The sequence below is a fragment of the Streptomyces sp. NPDC021562 genome (genome assembly GCF_040640875.1).
Lineage (GTDB): Bacteria > Actinomycetota > Actinomycetes > Streptomycetales > Streptomycetaceae > Streptomyces.
The window spans coordinates 243,438-261,939 of the sequence record NZ_JBFACN010000001.1 but is presented as its reverse complement, the minus strand read 5'-3'; the positions used below and the strand labels follow the sequence as shown (position 1 = coordinate 261,939).

The following is an 18,502-nucleotide window of genomic DNA, read 5'->3' as shown; positions in this document are numbered from 1 at the left end:
AAAGGACGCCTCTCATGACGACCGTGGACGAACGGCGCACGGCCCCGGCCGGGCACGCCGTGGCCACGCGCCGCTCCCCCGCCGTCGCCGTGCTCACCGTGCTGTGGGCCGGGGCGGCGGCCGTGCTCGCGCTGTGGTGGTCCGACACCGGCTCGATCGTCGGTGCCGCGGGCTGGCTGACGGGGGCCGGACGGATCGCCGGACTGCTGTGCGGGTACGCCTGTGCGGTGCTGGTCGCGCTGATGGCCAGGGTGCCGCTGCTGGAGGTCCGGGTCGGGTCGGACCGGGTGGCCCGCTGGCACGCGATGGCCGGCCGGTACACGGTGTGCCTGCTGGTCGCGCATGTCGTGCTGATCCTCACCGGGTACGCGGCGCAGGACCACGCCGGGGTCGTCCGCGAGGCGGTCGACGTCGTCCTGCACTACCCGGAGATGCTCAAGGCGACCGCCGGCACGGCGATCCTCTTCGCGGTCGGCATCACCTCGGCGCGTGCGGTGCGCCGTCGTACCAGCTACGAGTTCTGGTACTACGTCCACCTGCTGACGTACGCGGCCGTCTTCCTCGCCTTCGGCCACCAGCTGGCGCTCGGCAACGACCTGAACGGCAAGCCGGTCGCCACCGCCTTCTGGTACGCGCTGTACCTGGGGGCCGCGGCCCTGGTGGTGTGGTTCCGGGTGCTGGCGCCGGTCCGGCTCAACCTCCGGCACCGGTTGCGCGTGGAGTCCGTGCAGCAGGAGGCGCCCGGCGTGTACTCGGTGGTGATCCGAGGGCGGCGGATCGACGCACTGGGCGCGCAGGCAGGGCAGTTCTTCCGCTGGCGCTTCTTCGGCGGCGACGGCATGGGCTGGACGTCGACGCCCTACTCGCTGTCCGCGCCGCCGCGCGGCGACCTGCTGCGGATCACCGTCAAGGCGCTCGGCGACCACAGCGCGGCCGTGCCGCTGCTGCGGCCCGGCACCCGGGTGTGGGCGGAGGGTCCGTACGGCTCCCTCACCGCCGACCGGGCCACCGCCCGGCGCTCCCTGCTGATCGCGGCCGGGGTCGGCGTCACCCCGCTGCGGGCGCTGTTCGAGACGCTGCCCGGCGAGGTGACCCTGCTCTACCGGGCCCGCACGGCGGAGGACCTGGCGCTGGGCGGCGAGCTGGAGGCGATCGCGCGGTGGCGCGGGGCCCGGGTGCTCTACGCCCTCAACGGCCCGCGGGGTGAACGCCCCGCCCTGACGGCCCAGGCGCTGCGCGCCACCTTCCCCGGTCTCGCCGCGCACGACGTCTACATCTGCGGTCCGCACGGCTTCGCCCAGGAGATGTACGACGCGCTGCGGGCCGCCGGGGTGCCCGACCGCCGTATCCACCACGAGTCCTTCGAGCTGTGAGGCCGCTGCCGTGCACGCACTGAACAAGAACCGCCCCCTGCGCCGGGTCATGCTGGCGAGTGCCACGACCGTCTCCGGGATCGTGCTGCTGCTGGCACTGAAGCCGCACACCAGCCCGACGGTGATCACTGACTCGGCGGCTCCGGCGCCGTCGAGCAGCGCGAGCGTCACACCGGGCGCGACCGCCGGCACCGGTTCCGGCAAGTCGGGCAAGTCCGGCAGCACCGGCACCAAGACCGTCACCGGGAACACCGTGCAGACCCGCTGGGGGCCCGTCCAGGTCCGGGTGACCGTGAAGAGCGGCAGGATCACCGATGTGACGGCCGTCCAGTACCCGCAGGACAACCCGCGCGACCAGCAGATCAACAGCTACGCCCTGCCGCAGTTGCGCAGCGAGGCGCTGGCGGCGCAGAGCGCGAGCATCGACACCGTCTCCGGGGCCACCTACACCAGCGAGGGTTACCAGCAGTCACTCCAGTCCGCACTCGACTCCGCGGGACTCTGAACAATCAGGCGGTACGGCACGTACCTGTGGGCCAAGGGTCAATTCCCCACGGAGGAACCGTGACCACCACACTCGCAGGCGGACGTGCCGCCCGCCGCCAGACGATGCGCCGCATCCGCCCGCGCCGCTCCCCGGCCGTACCGCTGCTGCTCGCCGTATGGGCGGGCGCGGCGGCCGTGCTCTGGCTGTGGTGGCACAACACCCCGTCCATCGCCGACACCAACGGCAAGATACTCAACGCGGGCCGGATCACCGGTCTGCTGGCCGGCTACCTGATGGCGCTGGTCGTGCTGCAGATGGCCCGCGTGCCGGCGCTGGAGCGGCGGGTCGGCTCCGACCGCGTCGCCCGCTGGCACGCGATGAGCGGCCGCTACACGCTCTGCCTGGTCTTCGCGCACGTCTTCCTCATCATGTGGGGCTACGCGCTGCAGGCGGGCAAGACGCTGAACGACATCGTCCAGCAGACGATCGACTCCATCAACCAGCTGCCCGACATGGGCAAGGCCGCCATCGGCACCGGTCTCTTCGTCGTCATCGGCCTGACCTCGATCGGCCCGGTCCGGCGCAGGCTGCCGTACGACACCTGGTACCACGTGCACGTGCTGACGTACGGCGCGGTGTTCCTGACGTTCTGGCACCAGATCACCACCGGCAACGACTTCGCGCTCACCCCGGCCGCCAAGACCTTCTGGTACGGCCTCTACGGCACCGTCACCCTGCTGGTCGTCTGGTATCGGATCCTCACCCCGATCCGGCTCAACCTGCGGCACCGGATGCGGGTCGAGGCGGTCATCGAGGAGACGCCGGGCATCGTGTCGGTGCTGATCGGCGGGCGCAAGCTGCACCGGATGGGCGCGGAGGCCGGTCAGTTCTTCCGCTGGCGGTTCCTGGCGCCCGGGATGCGGTTCAGCTCGCACCCGTACTCCCTGTCGGCGGCCCCCCGCCCCGACATGCTGCGGATCACCGTCAAGGCGATCGGGGACCACAGCGCGCGGCTGCGCGAACTGCGGCCGGGGACCAAGGTGTGGGCCGAAGGGCCGTACGGGGCGATGACCGCGTCCCGGCGCAGCCGCGGCAAGGTCCTGCTGGTGGCGGGCGGCGTCGGGATCACGCCCATGCGGGCGCTGTTCGAGACGCTGCCCGGCGCCGCGGGCGACCTGACCCTGCTCTACCGGGCCAACACCACCCAGGACCTGGCCCTGTGGGACGAACTGGCGAAGATCGCCGAGGAGCGCGGGGCCAGGCTGATGTACGCGGTCAACAGTCCGGAGGGCGAGCGTCCCGACATCTCCGCGGAGAACCTCCAGCGGAAGATCCCGGACATCGACGACCACGACGTCTTCATGTGCGGCCCGCCCGGGTTCGCGCAGGGCGTGTACGAAGCACTGCGCGGCGCGGGGGTCCCCGCCCGCCGCATCCATCACGAGTCGTTCGAGATGTGAGCGACGGGGACCACACGGGAATCCAGGAATCGGGAGTTCGGGAACGATGAGGAAGAGTCACCCCATCAGGCGGGTGGTGCTGGCCACCGCGGCGACCGTGTCCGGTGTCGTGCTGCTGCTGTCGCTGAAGCCGTCGTCGGACCCGGCGGCCGCGTCCGCGGCGGGCGCGGCGCCGTCGGCCGCGGCGGCCGGGCAGGAGTCGCCGCAGGGCGGCACCGGGGCCGCCGGCGCCACCACGGTGGACGGGGCCGCGACCCAGACGCAGTACGGGGTCGTGCAGGTCCGGCTGACCGTGGCCAACGGCAAGATCACCCAGGCCCAGGCGATCCAGGCGCCCAAGGGCGGCACCAGCGACCAGAAGACCGCGTTGTCGGTGCCGCAGCTCAACAAGGAGACGGTGGCGGCGCAGAGCGCGAACATCGACTCCGTGTCCGGGGCGACGTACACGAGCACCGGGTACAAGCAGTCGCTGCAGTCGGCGCTGGACAAGATGAAGCAGGCGGCCCCCTCGTCCTCCTCCGGCTCGTCCCCGGGTTCCTCGTCGGGGTCCTCTTCGTCGGGGTCCGCGCAGGCGCAGGCGAAGACGGTGACCGGGCAGGTCGCACAGACCCAGTACGGGGCCGTCCAGGTCCGGATCACCGTCGCGGGCGGGAAGATCACCAAGGCGGAGGCCGTCCAGGCCCCCAAGGGCGGTCTCAGCGACCAGAAGACGGCGCTGGCCGTGCCGCAGCTCAACAAGGAGGCGGTGGCGGCGGGCAACGCGAACATCGACTCCGTCTCCGGCGCCACCTACACCAGCACCGGCTACAAGCAGTCGCTGCAGTCGGCGCTGGACCAGGCAGGTGGCTGAGGCGGTGGCGGAGCCCGCGGAGGCTCCCGCCGCGGTGCGGCACGCGGAGGAGGTCATGGGGACCGTCTTCTCCTTCGACGTCCGCGGCGGGGACCCGGACGCGGTACGGGCCGCCCTGGACGAGGCGGTGGCCGGGCTGCACCGGGTCGACGAGGTGTTCAGCACCTACCGCGACAACAGCCAGGTGTCCCGGCTGGCGCGGGCGGAGATCGAGGTCGCGCAGTGCGATCCCGAGGTCGCCGAGGTGCTGGAACTGGCGGCCGAGGCGGAGCGGGTGAGCGACGGCTGGTTCAGCCCGCGCTACCGGGGCCGGCTCGATCCCACCGGCATCGTCAAGGGCTGGTCGGCGGAGCGGGCGGCCCGGGCGCTCGCCCGGGTGGCCGGGGTCAGCGGCGTCAGCGTCAACGGCGGCGGCGACGTGCAGATGCTCGGCACGCCGGAGCCCACGCGGGCGTGGCGGGTGGGCATCGCGGATCCGCTGCGGCCCGGCGGGCTGGCGGCGGTCATCTCCGCGGCGGGCGTGACCGAGTTGTCGGTCGCGACCTCGGGCACGGCGGAGCGGGGCGCCCACATCGTCGATCCGCGGACGGGCAGGTCGGCGGTGACGGACCTGGTGGCGGTGACGGTGGTGGGCCCGCGGCTGACGTGGGTGGACTGCTGGGCCACGGCGGCGTTCGCGATGGGGTCGCGGGCCGGGCTGGCCTTCCTGGAGTCGCTGCCGGACGTGGAGGGGCTGCTGATCACGGCCGGTGACGAGGTGCGGTGCACCGGGGGACTCGCGGCGCGGCTCGGCTGAGCGGATCGAGCTTTTTTCGCTTTTGTCCTGTTGAGCGCCATCCATATCGCTTCCTCCCCCGTATCCCCTATGAAGCAAATTCCGGGAGGAAGACCATGGCCATCTTCAGCAACCTGTTGCCGGCGATGCACCGCGACCACGACCACGGCTCGTCCGGTCACGGCGACGACCGGCACGGCGACCGTCACGGCGACGAACACGACGACTTCCACGGCGACCGCCACGACCACGGCGACCGCCACGGCCACGACGACTACTGACCGCAGAGGGAAGGGTGAGCGGACCGGCTACCGGGGCAGCCGGTCCGCGCCGCCGCCTGCTCACGAGGAACTCCCGCCATGGCGCATGTCCTGCGGCGTCTGCTGTCACCCGCCGTCCCCTCCGAGGACGTGGTCGCGGCCGCGCCCGCGGTCTCCCCGCGCGAGGTGTTCCGGCGGTTCTGGCCGTACACGCGCGGCGGCCGCCGCTGGCTGGTGCCCGTCGTCCTGCTGAGCCTGACCGCTCCCGCCGTCGACGCGGCCGAACTCTGGCTCTTCAAGATCGTCATCGACGACGTGCTCGTCCCCCGCGACCTGCGGCCCTTCCTGTGGATCGCGCCCGCCTTCCTCGCGCTCGTCGTCTGCTCCGGCATGCTCCGCTTCGCCGACGACGTGACGTCCACCTGGGTCGGCGAACGCTTCCTGCTCGCGCTGCGCTCCGACGTCTTCCGGCACGTCCAGGGGCTGTCGCTCGGCTTCTTCGAGCGCCGCAGGCTCGGGGACGTGCTGTCCCGGATCACGGGTGACGTCGACGCGGTGGAGACCTTTCTGCTGTCGGGTGTCGCCGACGCCCTGTACTACGTGATCCGGCTCGCCGTCTTCGTCGGTCTGCTGTTCTACCTGCGCTGGGACCTGACCCTGCTCTCGCTCGCGGTGGTGCCGCTCTTCTGGGGCTGTGCCCGGCACTTCTCCCGGCTCATCAAGGACGCGTCCCGGGAACGCAGACGGCGCTCGGGTTCGCTCAGCGCGGTCGCCGAGGAGTCGCTGGGCAACGTCGCGCTGGTGCAGGCGTACAACCGGCAGGGCTGGGAGGCGCGCCGGTTCGAGCAGGAGAGCGTCGGCAGGTTCCGGGCGGCGATGGCCTCGGCGCGGATCCGCGCGGTCTACCGGCCCGTCGTGGAGATCATCGAGGTGTCCGGCGGCCTCGTGGTGCTGGGTCTCGGGACCTGGAAGCTGGCCCAGGGCCAGCTCACGCTCGGCGGGCTGCTGGTGTTCCTCGCCCTGATCGGCAAGCTCTACGGCCCGGTCCACGGCCTGTCCGGACTCGGCAACACCTTCTACGCGGCGTCCGCCTCGGCGGAACGGATCATCGAACTCCTCGACCAGCGGCCCCAGGTGGCCGAGGCCCCCCACCCCCGGCGGATCCGGCGGGCGGCCGGCGCCGTCGAGTTCGACGGGGTGTGGTTCCGCTATCCCGGGACGGCGGCCCACGCGCTGGCGGACGTGTCCTTCCGGGTGGCGCCCGGGGAGACGCTCGCGCTCGTCGGGGCGAGCGGGGCGGGCAAGTCCACGGTGGCGAAGCTGCAGTTGCGGTTCTACGATCCCGACCGGGGCGCGGTCCGCCTCGACGGCACCGACCTGCGCGAGCTGAGCCTCGCCGACGTGCGGGAGAGCGTGGCGGTGGTGCTCCAGGAGACGCTCGTCTTCCACGGCACCGTGCGGGAGAACATCGCCTACGGCAGGCCCGCGGCCACCGACGCGGAGATCGTCGCGGCGGCCAGGGCGGCGGACGCGCACGAGTTCGTCGAGCGGCTCCCGGAGGGCTACGACACCCTCGTGGGCCAGCGTGGCCGGACGCTCTCCGGGGGCCAGTGCCAGCGGCTGGCCATCGCCCGGGCGATGATCCGCAACGCTCCGGTGCTGCTGCTGGACGAACCGACCGCGGGGCTCGACGCCGGGTCGGGCCGGCGGATCATGGGGCCGCTGCGGCGGCTGATGGCCGGGCGGACGACCGTGGTCATCTCCCACAACCTGCTCACCGTCCGCGACGCCACCCGGATCGTGGTGCTCGACCACGGCCGGGTCGTGGAGGACGGGGCGCACGCCGAGCTGCTCGGGCGCGAGGGGCCGTACGCCCGGCTGCACCGGCTGCACGCGGGAGCGGTGCTGTCATGAGCTCCGCGGGCCGGGCCCCGCCGCTGGCGCCGGGCACGCGACCGGTCCCGGGGTACGAGGTGCTGGCCCATCTCACCCGGACCGGATGGCTGGACGTCCACGACGCCTGGAGCGCGGAGCGGTACTGCCGGTGCGTGATCAAGGTGGTGCGTCCCGACCGGCGGGACGAGCGGGGACTGGGCGCGCGGCTGCTGCGGGAGGGCCGCCGGCTGCGGGAGTTCAGCCATCCGCATCTGGTCCGCGGTTACGACGTCTTCGGCTCCCCCGAGCCGCTCGTCGTCCTGGAGACGCTGACCGGTGAGACGCTCTCCCATCTGCTGGACCGGCTGCGGCGGCGGCCGTCCGCCGCCGACGTGGCGCTGCTCGGGGTGCAGTTGTGCTCGGCGATGCACTATCTGCACGGGCGGGGCCTGCTGCACCTGGATCTCAAGCCGTCCAACGTGGTGGTGGAGCGCGGTCACGTCAAGGTGCTCGACCTGAGCGTGGCCCGGCGCCCCGGGCCGGCGCCCGCGGGTCTCGGCACCCGCGGCTACCGCGCTCCCGAACAGGACCGGGACGGGATCCTGACGCCCGCCGCCGACGTGTGGGGCATCGGCGTCGTCCTCCACGAGGCGGCGTGCGGGGCCGGGGCGTCGGAGCCCGGCGGGAACGGGCCGCAGGGCATGGCGCGGCCGGCGCCGGTCTCCTCGCTGCGGCGGCTGCCCCGCGCTCTCGCGGCGGCCGTCGACGGGTGTCTGTCGGCGGATCCCGCGAGCCGTCCCGGGGTCGCCGAGCTGGCCGCCGAGCTGGAGGCGGCCCTGCCGTCCCCGGCCCGCGGCCGGTGAGTCGCCTCCGGTGAGTCACGTCACGGGTGTCACCACCTTGCCCCGCTCCAGCTGGGCGGTGGCGAGGACGGTCCCGTCGGCGGAGGTCAGGCGGGCGCCGGAGTACCTGGTGAGGTCGACGGGGACCGCCACGCCCCAGTTGGCGCGTCCGTGGCGCAGCGGGAAGTCGCCGACCCGGGTGGTCGTACCGTCGGCGCGGGCGAGCAGGCAGGTGACCCGGCCGGTGGCCGCGGGCCCTTCGAGGGCGACGGACACGAACATCCAGGCGGGGCTGCCCGGGTGGGCGTAGACCTCGCCGACCGGCTGTCCGCCGCCGGCCGGGATCATGTCCCCGACCAGGACGGGTTCGGACTCGACGGCGGCCGAGGGCGGGGCGGTGGCCTCCTCGACGACGGTGCCGATCCCCCAGCCGGCGAACCCGACCGCGACGGCCAGTGCGGCGGCGGCCGTGGCCAGCCGCAGCCGGGCCCGCCGGGCGCGGCCGCGCAGGCGCTGGGGGGCGTGCCGGTCCCCTTCCTGCCCTGTCGCCATCTCGGCGAGGCTGCGCGCCACCCGGGTCTCGAAACCGGACGGTGGCTCGCCCTCCGGCAGCAGGCCGATCAACCGGTCGCCGATCCCGGTCAGTTGGCGCACGTATTCCCGGCAGTCCGCACAGCGGTCGAGATGGGCGAGGGCCTCGGCCCGCTCACGGCCGGGCAGCACGCCCAGCGCCAGTTCGGCGCCGGTCTCCCGGAGCTTCTCGCAGGGCGAGGGTGCGTCACCGGTCATCGCCGCCTCCCTCCGAAGCCGTGAGTGCGGTGCGGAGCCGTGCCATCGCCGTCCTGATCCGGGTCTTGGCGGTGCCCAGCGGGATCTGCTCCGCGTCGGCGACCTGCTGGGCCGTCATGCCGTAGACGCCGGCCATCATCAGGGCCCTGGCCTGTTCCCTGGGCAGCCGGCCGAGGGCGGCCCGGAGCTGGGTGGAGGCCTCGTCGGCCAGTGCCCACCGTTCGGGGGTCTCGGTGACGGCCTCCAGGAGGGGGTCGAGGTCCTCGGGTGCCATCGGCTCCGTCCGGCGGGCGCGGACGGCGTCGACGGCGAGGTTGTGCGCGATGGTCGTCAGCCAGGTGGTGACCGAGCCACGGCGCGGGTCGTAGATCTGGGCGTGCCGCCAGGCGCGCTCGAAGGTCTGCTGGGCGACGTCCTCGGCGAGCTGCTGGTCCCCGGTGACGGCCATGGCGACGCCGAAGACCCGCTGCTGGAACCTCCGTACGAAGATCACCGCGAGCTCCGGGTCGCCGGTCGCCAGCCCGGACAGCAGAGCCTCGTCCGGCAGTCGGCCGACGGGGAACCGGAAGCCCGTCACACCTCTGTATACGTTGGACGGCCGCCAAGGGATTGGCCGCCCGCCCGACCGCTCGCCGCGGAAGATCACACACTCATTCTCCGTCGGCGGGCCGGGGCCCGCACGCGGGTCAGTGACCGTTCTGGGCGAGCCGCAGCAGGTGGTCCGCGAGGGCCTGGCCGCCGGTCGGCTCACGGCTGATGAGCAGCAGGGTGTCGTCGCCCGCGATGGTGCCCAGGATGTCGTGCAGCTCCGCCTGGTCGATCGCCGAGGCGAGGAACTGGGCCGCGCCGGGCGGGGTGCGCAGGACGACCAGGTTCGCGGACGCCTCGGCGGAGATCAGCAGTTCCTGGGAGAGGCGGCGCATCCGCTCCTCCTTGGCCGACTCCCCCAGCGGGGCGCGGGGGGTGCGGAAGCCGCCCTCGCTGGGCACCGCGTAGATCAGCTCGCCGTCGGTGTTGCGGATCTTCACCGCGTTCAGCTCGTCGAGGTCCCGGGAGAGCGTCGCCTGGGTGACCGTGAGTCCGTCGTCGGCCAGCAGCTTGGCGAGCTGGCTCTGCGAGCGCACTGGCTGCCGGTTGAGGATGTCCACGATCCGGCGGTGCCGGGCGGTCCGGGTCTGCGGCACCGCGGCCCCCGTGCCGCCCGACTGGTCGAACTCCTGCGCCTGGCTCATCGTCGTCTCATTCTCCGGATCGTCCGTCCCCGCTCGCTGCGTCGAGGATGCCGGGCAGGGCCCCGAGCAGCGCGTCCGTCTCGGCGTCGCGGAGGTTCAGCGGCGGCATCAGCCGTACGACGTCGGGAGCGGGCGCGTTCACCAGGAACCCGGCCTCCTGAGCCGCCTGCTGCACCTGCGCTGCCCGCGGCTCGGTGAGCACGATACCCAGGAGGAGACCCGCCCCCCGGACATAATCGATCAACCCGTGGCCGAGACCCTCGATTCCGTCGCGCAACCTGCCGCTCTGCCGCTTGACGTTCTCGAGCAACCCCTCGTTCTCGATGGTGTCGAGGACGGCGAGCCCGGCGGCGCAGGCGACCGGGTTGCCGCCGAAGGTGGTGCCGTGGTGGCCGGGCCGGAGCAGGTCGGCGGCGCGGCCGAAGGCCACGGTCGCGCCCAGCGGCAGTCCGCCGCCGAGCTGCTTGGCGAGGGTGACGACGTCGGGCAGCACGCCCTCGTGGGCCTGGTACTCGAACCAGGTGCCGGTACGGCCGATGCCGGTCTGCACCTCGTCGAGGACGAGCAGGGCGCCGGTGGCGGCGGTGATCGCGCGGGCCGCCTTCAGGTAGCCGGCCGGGGGGACGACCACGCCGTTCTCGCCCTGTACGGGCTCGATGACGACGAGGGCGGTCTCCTCGGTGACCGCGGCGGCCAGCGCCTGCGCGTCGCCGTAGGGCACGTGGGTGACGTCGGCGGGCAGCGGGCGGAACGGGTCCTGCTTGGCGGGCTGCCCGGTGAGCGCGAGGGCGCCCATGGTCCGGCCGTGGAAGCCGCCGTCGGTGGCGACCATGTGGGTCCGCCCGGTCAGCCGGCCGATCTTGAAGGCGGCCTCGTTGGCCTCGGCGCCGGAGTTGCAGAAGAAGACCCGGCCGTCCCGGCCGAAGAGCTGGATCAGCCGTTCGGCGAGGGCGACGGTGGGCTCGGCCATGAAGAAGTTGGAGATGTGCCCGAGGGACGCGATCTGCCGGCTCACCGCCTCGACGATCGCCGGGTGGGCGTGGCCGAGCGCGTTGGTGGCGATGCCGCCGACGAAGTCGTGGTACTCCCGGCCCTGGGTGTCCCACACCTTGACGCCCTCGCCGCGCACCAGGGGCAGCCGCGGGGTGCCGTAGTTGTTCATGAGCGTGCCCTGCCACCGCGCGGTCAGTTCCTGGTTGCTCATGACTCCCCCTCCGCGTCCGGCACGACCATCGTGCCGATGCCCTCGTCCGTGAAGATCTCCAGCAGGATCGAGTGCTGGACCCGGCCGTCGATGACGCGGGCGGTGTTCACGCCGTTGCGTACGGCGTGCAGGCAGCCCTCCATCTTCGGCACCATGCCGGAGCTCAGGTCCGGCAGCAGCTTCTCCAGTTGGGAAGCGGTGAGGCGGCTGATCACCTCGTCGGAGTTCGGCCAGTCCTCGTAGAGACCCTCCACGTCGGTGAGGACCATGAGGGTCTCGGCGCCCAGAGCAGCAGCGAGTGCCGCAGCCGCCGTATCAGCATTGACGTTGTAGACATGCCCGTCGTCCTGGGAGCGGGCGATGGAGGAGACGACCGGGATCCGGCCGTCGGCGAGCAGTGCCTCGATCGCGCCCGTGTCGATCGCGGTGATCTCGCCGACCCGCCCGATGTCGACGAGTTCGCCGTCGATCTCGGGCGTGTGCTTGGTGGCGGTGATGGTGTGGGCGTCCTCGCCGGTCAGTCCGACGGCGAGCGGCCCGTGCTGGTTGAGCAGGTTGACCAGCTCCCGCTGGACCTGCCCGGCGAGCACCATCCGTACGACGTCCATGGCGTCCTCGGTGGTGACCCTGAGACCGGCCTTGAACTCGCTGACGATGCCGTGCCTGTCGAGGGCGGCGCTGATCTGCGGGCCGCCGCCGTGCACGACGACCGGCTTGAGGCCGGCGTGGTGCAGGAAGACGACGTCCTGGGCGAACGCGGCCTTGAGGTCCTCGTCGATCATGGCGTTGCCGCCGAACTTGATGACGACCGTCCTGCCGTTGTGCCTGACCAGCCAGGGCAGCGCCTCGATGAGGATCTGCGCCTTGGGCAGCGCGGTGTGTCTGCGTGTGGTGCTCATGAGCTGTAGGCGCTGTTCTCGTGGACGTAGTCGGCGGTGAGGTCGTTGGTCCAGATGGTGGCGGTCTCGGAGCCGGCGGCCAGGTCGGCGACGATGTGCACCTCGCGGTAGCGCATGTCGACCTTCTCCCGGTCCTCACCGACCCCGCCGTTCTTGCAGACCCACACACCGTTGATGGCGACGTTGAGCCGGTCCGGCTCGAAGGCGGCCCTGGTGGTGCCGATCGCGGAGAGCACGCGGCCCCAGTTGGGGTCCTCGCCGTGGATGGCGCACTTGAGGAGGTTGTTGCGGGCGATGGACCGGCCCACCTCGACGGCGTCGTCCTCGGAGGCGGCGTTGACCACCTCCACCTTGATGTCCTTGCTGGCGCCCTCGGCGTCCCGGATGAGCTGTTTGCCGAGGTCGTCGCAGACGGCGCGGACGGCCTCGGCGAACTCCGTGTACTCCGGGGTGACGCCGGCCGCACCGGAGGCGAGCAGCAGCACGGTGTCGTTGGTGGACATGCAGCCGTCGGAGTCGACGCGGTCGAAGGTGGTGCGGGTCGCGGCCCGCAGCGCCTTGTCGAGCACCTCGCTCTCGACGACCGCGTCCGTGGTGAGGACGACCAGCATGGTGGCGAGGCCGGGGGCGAGCATGCCGGCGCCCTTCGCCATGCCGCCGACGGTCCAGCCGTCCTTCGTGACGACGGCCGTCTTGTGCACGGTGTCGGTGGTCTTGATGGCGATGGCGGCCTTCTCGCCGCCGTGCTCGCTCAGGGCGGCGGCCGCGGTCTCGACGCCCGGCAGCAGCTTGTCCATGGGCAGGAGCACGCCGATCAGGCCGGTCGAGCAGACCGCGACCTCGATGGCACCGCGCCCGAGCACCTCGGCCGCCTTCTCGGCGGTCGCGTGGGTGTCCTGGAAGCCCTTGGGGCCGGTACAGGCGTTGGCGCCGCCGGAGTTGAGGACGACGGCCGAGACCTGGCCGCTCTTGAGGACCTGCTCGGACCACAGCACCGGCGCGGCCTTCACGCGGTTGGAGGTGAAGACGCCCGCGGCGGCGCGGCGGGGCCCGGTGTTGACCACGAGGGCCAGGTCCGGGTTGCCGTTCTCCTTGATCCCGGCGGCGATGCCCGCGGCCGTGAATCCCTTCGCTGCCGTCACGCTCACGGCGCAACTCCGATCGTGGTCAGCCCGGTGGTCTCGGCGAGACCCAGGGCGAGGTTCATGCTCTGGACGGCACCGCCCGCGGTGCCCTTGGTCAGGTTGTCGATGGCGCTGATCGCGATGATGCGGCCGACGGCTTCGTCGTACGCGACCTGCACCTGAACGGCGTTGGAACCGTGGACGGACGCCGTGGCCGGCCACTGTCCCTCGGGGAGCAGGTGGACGAAGGGCTCGTCCGCGTAGGCCTTCTCGTAGGCGGCGCGCAGGGACTCGGCGGTCACCCCGGCCCGCGCCGCGGCGGTGCACGTGGCGAGGATGCCGCGGGGCATCGGCGCGAGCGTCGGGGTGAAGGAGACGGCGACCCGCTCCCCCGCCGCCGCGCTCAGGTTCTGGATCATCTCGGGGGTGTGCCGGTGGCCGCCGCCGACGCCGTACGGGGTCATCGAGCCCATGACCTCGCTGCCCAGCAGGTGCGGCTTGGGCGTCTTGCCCGCGCCGGAGGTGCCGGACGCGGCGACGATCACCGCCTCGGGGCCTGCGAGCCGGGCCGCGTAGGCCGGGTAGAGGGCGAGGGAGACGGCGGTGGGGTAGCAACCGGGTACCGCGATGCGCTTGGACCCCTCCAGCGCGGCGCGGGCACCCGGCAGTTCGGGGAGGCCGTAGGGCCAGGTGCCGGCGTGCGGGGAGCCGTAGAAACGCTCCCAGTCGGCCGGGTCCTTCAGGCGGAAGTCGGCGCCCATGTCGACGACGAGGACGTCCGGGCCGAGCTGCTCGGCGACGGCGGCGGACTGCCCGTGCGGGAGCGCGAGGAAGACGACGTCGTGCCCGGCGAGGGCCTCGGGGGTCGTCTCCGCGAGCACCCGGTCGGCCAGCGGCAGCAGGTGCGGCTGGAGCGCGCCCAGGCGCTGGCCCGCGTTGGAGTTGCCGGTCAGGGTGCCGATCTCGACCTCGGGGTGCGCGAGGAGCAGCCGCAGGACCTCTCCGCCCGCGTACCCGCTCGCTCCGGCCACCGCCGCACGTACCGCCATGTCCATCCTCCTCTGGATGGCATGACTATACGGTTCGCTGCACGTTTATGCAACAGGATGCAGGACTATGCGGCCCCGGCCTTCGGCAGCATGACCCACCGCGACACCACGAACGTCACCGGGATCGCCGCCGCCGACGCCATCAGCGGCGCGAACTCGCTTCCCACGTGGAGTACGTCGACGATCACGTACACCCCCGCCGTGGTGATCACGAAATTCGTCGCGTTGGTCAGCGGGAAGAGCAGGAATTTCCGCCAGGTGGGACGGATCCGGTAAGTGAATCGGGCATTGAGAAAGAACGAGCCGACCATGCTGAGCAAGAAAGCGATAACGTGCGCGGCGAGATATGGCAAATACCTGAGAAAAAGCAGGTAAAGCCCGTAGTAGGTCGCGGTGTTGACGACGCCCACCGCCGCGAAGGTGATGATCTGCCCCGCTATCGGGCGCGGGGGTCTGGTGGTCGCCGGGGCGGTCGAGAGGGCGTTCGGCATCAGGGGATGAGGTCCTTCGTCGTGCCGCGGGTGCGGTCTTCCGTACGGTCCACGTTCGTCGCCTTCACCAGGAAGTGCGGGCGCCCCTTGACCTCGTAGTAGATCCGGCCGGTGTACTCGCCGATGACCCCGAGCATGATCATCTGGACGCCGGCCAGGGCGGTGACGGCTGTAATGATGGTGACATAGCCGGGCGTCTGGACGCCGTTGATCATCGCGGCGCCCACGATCCAGGCCGTGTACGCGCCGGCGAGGGCCAGCAGGGTCATGCCGAGGTAGAGCGCGGCGCGCAGCGGACGGTTGTTGAAGGAGAGCAGCCCGTCGAGGCCGTAGTTGAGCAGGCTGCGGAACGACCAGGAACTGCTGCCGTGCTCGCGCACCGCGTTCTCGTACTCGAAGGTGGTGCTGGGGAAGCCGACCCAGGCGAACAGGCCCTTGGAGAACCGGTTGTACTCGGTGAGGCTCACGATCGCGTCCACCACCCGGCGCGACATCAGCCGGAAGTCGCCCACGCCGTCGACGAGTTCGACGTCGACCATCCGGTTGATGAGCCGGTAGTAGAGGCGGGCGGTGAGGGTGCGGGTGAAGCGGTCGCCCTGCCGGGTCCGCCTGGCGATGACCTGGTCGTAGCCCTCGCCGCGCAGCTCCACCATCCGCTTGATGAGCTCCGGCGGGTGCTGGAGGTCGGCGTCCATGACGATCACCGCGTCACCGGTGGCGTGCTTCAGGCCGGCGAGCAGGGCCGACTCCTTGCCGAAGTTGCGGCTGAAGGAGACGTACCGGACGCGTGCGTCGCCGTCGGCGATCCGGCTCAGCAGGGTCAGCGTGCGGTCGCGGCTGCCGTCGTCGACGTAGACGAACTCCATGTCGTGGCCGAGCGGCAGGAGTTCGTCGGCGATCTTCTGGACCTGCTCGTGGAAGCGCTCGATGACGTCTTCCTCGTTGTAGCAGGGCGCGACGATCGATATCAGCATGGGTTCTTCTCCCCTGGGGACGGGTCAGTGAGCGGTGGCCGTGCGCTCGCCGCGGCGGGCGGCGGTTCTGCGGCGGACGGCCGGGACGGCGCCGATCAGCAGCAGCGCCAGCAGCGAGGCGCCGCCGACGGCGGTGCCCAGGCGCAGGCCGGGAGGGTGGAAGGTGCAGGTGAGGCTGGTGGCGGAGCCGTCCAGGGGGACGGCGATCAGGCCGTAGAACTCGCCCGCCGGCGTCTCGTGGCCGTCGGCGGAGCAGCGCCAGCCGGCGATGCGCGGGGCGGCCACCACGGCGGTCCCCCTGCTGCCTGCGGGCAGTCGGGCGTGCACGGTGCCGTCGGAGACCGACACCTCCGTCGCGCCCGTGGCCCTCAGGTGCCGGACCGCGGCGCGCAGCCGCGCGGTGTCGAGACAGCCGACCGCCCCCCGGGCCGGGACCCGGCCGGGAAGGTCGGGCCGCAGCTCGATCCGGACCCGCCCGGTGGCGCCGGTCGTGCCGAGCGGCTGCATCGTGGCGATCTTCGTGTTCTCGGCGTCGGACCGGTAGAGCTTCCGTCCGCCGCCACCGGGCAGCCGGGCGGTGCCGGAGAAGTGCGGCGCCCACAGGAAGACCTCGCTCCCGGGCCGGCAGCGCGCGGTGAGCGTCCCCGCCGCGTCCACCGGCAGCTCCCGCGCCCCGTCGCCCGGCCGGCTGCCGCTGAGGGTGGTGCGGGGCAGGGTGTAGACGCGGGCGCCGAGCAGCAGTTCCTGGTTGCGGTAGGGCGAGGGGCCGAAGGCGGCGGGGGTGGTCCGGGGCGCGGCCGGGCGCACGGTCACCAGCGGCGGGACGGCCTGGCGGGTGACGGTCGACGTGCCGCCGTCCTGGGGCAGCCACTTCTGGTGCGGGTCCGGCGGGTTGTGCAGCCGGGCGCCCACGGAGAACAGCGCGTCGGTGACCGGGTTGTCGAGGCTCTGCAGGCTGCGTCCGCGGGACGTCCAGCCGTCGCCCAGCGCGGTGAGGGTGCGGCCGAGGACGTCGGAGGTGAGGCTGCTGTAGTACTGGGCGCCCTGGCCGCCGACCACCATCGGGTCGTTGCCGACCGTCTGCTCCCGGCCGGGTTCCGTGCGGTACCGCGGCCAGGCGTCGGCCCGGGCGACGGCGTCCGCCTCCACCTGCTGGCGGTCGCCCCAGGGAGCGTAGTCGTCCATCTCGTTGAGGCGCCTGTGGGTGGCCACGGCGGAGGTGGCGGCGGCCTCGCCGAACTGCGCGCCGATCAGCAGCAGCGCGGCCAGCCCGACCAGCGCGGGCCGGCCGTTCCCGAAGGTGAGCAGGGCGAGGCCGCCCAGCGCACCCGCGGCGGCCAGCGCCACGATCGGCCAGGTGAAGTGGGGGTGCCGGTGGACCAGCGGGCTGTGGCCGGCCACGGCGGTGATCAGGACCAGCAGCACGGCCGCCGCACCGAGGGCGCGCCGGTCCGGCGTCCCGTGGGCGAGGGCCTGCCAGGCGGCGATGACCAGCAGCGCGCAGCACACGAACGCCTGGCGGTAGAAGCTGCCGTTCGGGACGGCGAAGGCGTGCCAGGCGAGGCTGGTCGGCGCCCATTGCAGGGAGAGGACGGCCGCGAGCACGAGCCCGGTCCAGCCCGCCCGCACCTTGGCCGGTACCCCGCGGTGGAACGGCAGGGCCAGGGCGAGGACGAGCGCGGTGACACCGACGTAGAGGGCCGGGGAGCCGTAGCTATAGGTGGTCGGCAGCAGCCGGGCGAGCAGGTCCTCGGTGCTGACGGGGGTGAACTGGCCCTCGCGGCCCGGGTAGGCGTGCTTGGTGCCGGAGTACACGACGATCACCAGCGGCGCGGCCAGTCCGATGCCGAGCCCGACGGTCACCGCGGCCCGGCCCAGCACGGCCAGGGCGCGCCGCCAGGGCAGTTCGGCCAGCACCAGCCGGAGCAGCAGCACCAGGGCGGCGCCGAGGGTGGCCATGTAGGCGGTGTAGAAGTTGGCGATCCAGGCCAGCGCCACGATCACCACGCCGAGCAGCGGGCGCCGACCGGCCAGGAGCCACTCGCCGACCAGGCAGAGCAGCGGCAGCGCGATCAGGCCGTCCAGCCACATGGGGTTGTACGAGGCGAGCGCGAGGCTCCAGCCGCACAGCGCGTAGGAGGCGCCCAGCAGACCGGCCGCCCACCAGCGGCCCCGGCGCAGGCTGAGCAGCAGCCAGGCCATGGCGGCGCCGGCCGTCGCCGTCTTCAGCACGGTGATCGTGTAGACCGCGAGGTCGATCTCGTCGCGCGGGAACACCGCGACGAGCAGGGCGAACGGGCTGCTGAGATAGGTGCCGACGTCCGGCAGGAAGCTGGAGCCGTAGCCGGACTGCCAGTTGACGAGGAGCCCGCCGTCGGCCCTGCCGTGCAGCAGGTCCCACAGGTGGGCGTGGAAGGGCACGTACTGGTTGCCGAGGTCGTTGACGTCGCGGGTGCGGGGGCCGAAGGGGTAGCTGCGGGCGGCCACGTCGGCGGCACAGAACGCGACGGTGGTGAGGAGGGCCGCGAGCAGGGCGGCGGACGTTCTCGGACGCTCGGCGAGCCGCCGCGCCGGACCGGTCTTCGTCTTTATGTCTCCTGCCGGTTTCACCCCCTGTTCGCGCTCGGTCAGGGTAGTGCGAGTCATTCTGTGCGGCCCCCAGAGAAATAACGGGGGTGTTACTCCCCGCTGGTCTTTGTTTCGCCGACTTAGACGGGTGGAGGTTCGTGATGGTTGTGTCTCGCATATGAAATGACAACTCCAATTCCGAAACCACGTGCCACAGGGAAAGAATTCACGACTTCGCTGGAAACAAAAG

General features: G+C 72.3%; 18 protein-coding genes. 8 read left to right on the top strand and 10 right to left on the bottom strand.

The window, feature by feature from the left end; all coding sequences use genetic code 11:
- The first annotated feature begins 14 nt into the window (after nucleotides 1–14).
- The 8 genes from AB0G52_RS01220 to AB0G52_RS01185 all read left to right on the top strand — a co-directional run bounded on the left by AB0G52_RS01220 (nucleotide 15) and on the right by AB0G52_RS01185 (nucleotide 7,943).
- A complete protein-coding gene (locus tag AB0G52_RS01220) occupies nucleotides 15–1,373 on the top strand; it encodes a ferric reductase-like transmembrane domain-containing protein (RefSeq protein WP_132889205.1) in 1,359 nt (452 codons plus the stop codon).
- 10 nt (nucleotides 1,374–1,383) lie between these two features.
- Nucleotides 1,384–1,878 (top strand): FMN-binding protein, encoded by a 495-nt coding sequence (locus AB0G52_RS01215; protein ID WP_361332646.1) that lies wholly within the window; start codon nucleotides 1,384–1,386, stop codon nucleotides 1,876–1,878.
- Nucleotides 1,879–1,937: 59 nt separating this feature from the next.
- Nucleotides 1,938–3,320: a ferredoxin reductase family protein gene (locus tag AB0G52_RS01210; protein WP_165939376.1), complete on the top strand. Its 1,383-nt coding sequence runs from the start codon at nucleotides 1,938–1,940 to the stop codon at nucleotides 3,318–3,320.
- Nucleotides 3,321–3,366: 46 nt separating this feature from the next.
- The gene (locus tag AB0G52_RS01205) at nucleotides 3,367–4,170 is read left to right on the top strand and encodes an FMN-binding protein (RefSeq protein ID WP_165939375.1); all 804 of its coding nucleotides are present in this window, start codon (nucleotides 3,367–3,369) and stop codon (nucleotides 4,168–4,170) included.
- Nucleotides 4,171–4,225: 55 nt separating this feature from the next.
- Nucleotides 4,226–4,966: an FAD:protein FMN transferase gene (locus AB0G52_RS01200; protein ID WP_132889311.1), complete on the top strand. Its 741-nt coding sequence runs from the start codon at nucleotides 4,226–4,228 to the stop codon at nucleotides 4,964–4,966.
- 95 nt (nucleotides 4,967–5,061) lie between these two features.
- A complete protein-coding gene (locus AB0G52_RS01195) occupies nucleotides 5,062–5,226 on the top strand; it encodes a hypothetical protein (protein WP_165939373.1) in 165 nt (54 codons plus the stop codon).
- A 78-nt stretch (nucleotides 5,227–5,304) separates the two neighbouring features.
- Nucleotides 5,305–7,119 carry an ABC transporter ATP-binding protein gene (locus AB0G52_RS01190; RefSeq protein WP_361332642.1) on the top strand — a complete coding sequence of 605 codons (1,815 nt, stop codon included), beginning with the start codon at nucleotides 5,305–5,307 and terminating at the stop codon, nucleotides 7,117–7,119.
- Nucleotides 7,116–7,943, top strand: a complete 828-nt coding sequence (locus tag AB0G52_RS01185) for a serine/threonine-protein kinase (protein WP_361332639.1) — start codon at nucleotides 7,116–7,118, stop codon at nucleotides 7,941–7,943. The genes AB0G52_RS01190 and AB0G52_RS01185 overlap by 4 nt, the downstream gene beginning before the upstream one ends.
- 15 nt (nucleotides 7,944–7,958) lie before the next feature.
- Here AB0G52_RS01185 and AB0G52_RS01180 read toward each other — a convergent pair whose 3' ends face one another.
- The 10 genes from AB0G52_RS01180 to AB0G52_RS01135 form a co-directional block, all read right to left on the bottom strand.
- Nucleotides 7,959–8,711 (bottom strand): zf-HC2 domain-containing protein, encoded by a 753-nt coding sequence (locus AB0G52_RS01180; protein WP_132889201.1) that lies wholly within the window; start codon nucleotides 8,709–8,711, stop codon nucleotides 7,959–7,961.
- Entirely contained in the window at nucleotides 8,701–9,288 is a 588-nt protein-coding gene (locus AB0G52_RS01175) for a sigma-70 family RNA polymerase sigma factor (RefSeq protein WP_132889200.1), read from the bottom strand. The genes AB0G52_RS01180 and AB0G52_RS01175 overlap by 11 nt, the downstream gene beginning before the upstream one ends.
- Before the next feature lie 109 nt (nucleotides 9,289–9,397).
- On the bottom strand, nucleotides 9,398–9,943 hold the full coding sequence (locus AB0G52_RS01170; RefSeq protein ID WP_123978432.1) for an arginine repressor: 546 nt from the start codon (nucleotides 9,941–9,943) through the stop codon (nucleotides 9,398–9,400).
- A 7-nt stretch (nucleotides 9,944–9,950) separates the two neighbouring features.
- Nucleotides 9,951–11,147 (bottom strand): acetylornithine transaminase, encoded by a 1,197-nt coding sequence (locus AB0G52_RS01165; RefSeq protein WP_361332634.1) that lies wholly within the window; start codon nucleotides 11,145–11,147, stop codon nucleotides 9,951–9,953.
- The gene (gene argB, locus AB0G52_RS01160) at nucleotides 11,144–12,046 is read right to left on the bottom strand and encodes an acetylglutamate kinase (protein WP_132889198.1); all 903 of its coding nucleotides are present in this window, start codon (nucleotides 12,044–12,046) and stop codon (nucleotides 11,144–11,146) included. Before argB ends, AB0G52_RS01165 begins: the two co-directional genes overlap by 4 nt.
- On the bottom strand, nucleotides 12,043–13,194 hold the full coding sequence (argJ, locus tag AB0G52_RS01155; protein ID WP_132889197.1) for a bifunctional glutamate N-acetyltransferase/amino-acid acetyltransferase ArgJ: 1,152 nt from the start codon (nucleotides 13,192–13,194) through the stop codon (nucleotides 12,043–12,045). The genes argB and argJ overlap by 4 nt, the downstream gene beginning before the upstream one ends.
- Complete coding sequence (gene argC, locus AB0G52_RS01150; protein ID WP_361332630.1) at nucleotides 13,191–14,219, bottom strand: N-acetyl-gamma-glutamyl-phosphate reductase; 1,029 nt, start codon at nucleotides 14,217–14,219, stop codon at nucleotides 13,191–13,193. Before argC ends, argJ begins: the two co-directional genes overlap by 4 nt.
- A 65-nt stretch (nucleotides 14,220–14,284) precedes the next feature.
- Nucleotides 14,285–14,710: a GtrA family protein gene (locus AB0G52_RS01145; protein WP_132889195.1), complete on the bottom strand. Its 426-nt coding sequence runs from the start codon at nucleotides 14,708–14,710 to the stop codon at nucleotides 14,285–14,287.
- Nucleotides 14,710–15,684: a glycosyltransferase family 2 protein gene (locus AB0G52_RS01140; RefSeq protein ID WP_132889194.1), complete on the bottom strand. Its 975-nt coding sequence runs from the start codon at nucleotides 15,682–15,684 to the stop codon at nucleotides 14,710–14,712. Before AB0G52_RS01140 ends, AB0G52_RS01145 begins: the two co-directional genes overlap by 1 nt.
- Before the next feature lie 24 nt (nucleotides 15,685–15,708).
- Nucleotides 15,709–18,330: a YfhO family protein gene (locus AB0G52_RS01135; RefSeq protein WP_361332626.1), complete on the bottom strand. Its 2,622-nt coding sequence runs from the start codon at nucleotides 18,328–18,330 to the stop codon at nucleotides 15,709–15,711.
- Between the last annotated feature and the right edge of the window lie 172 nt (nucleotides 18,331–18,502).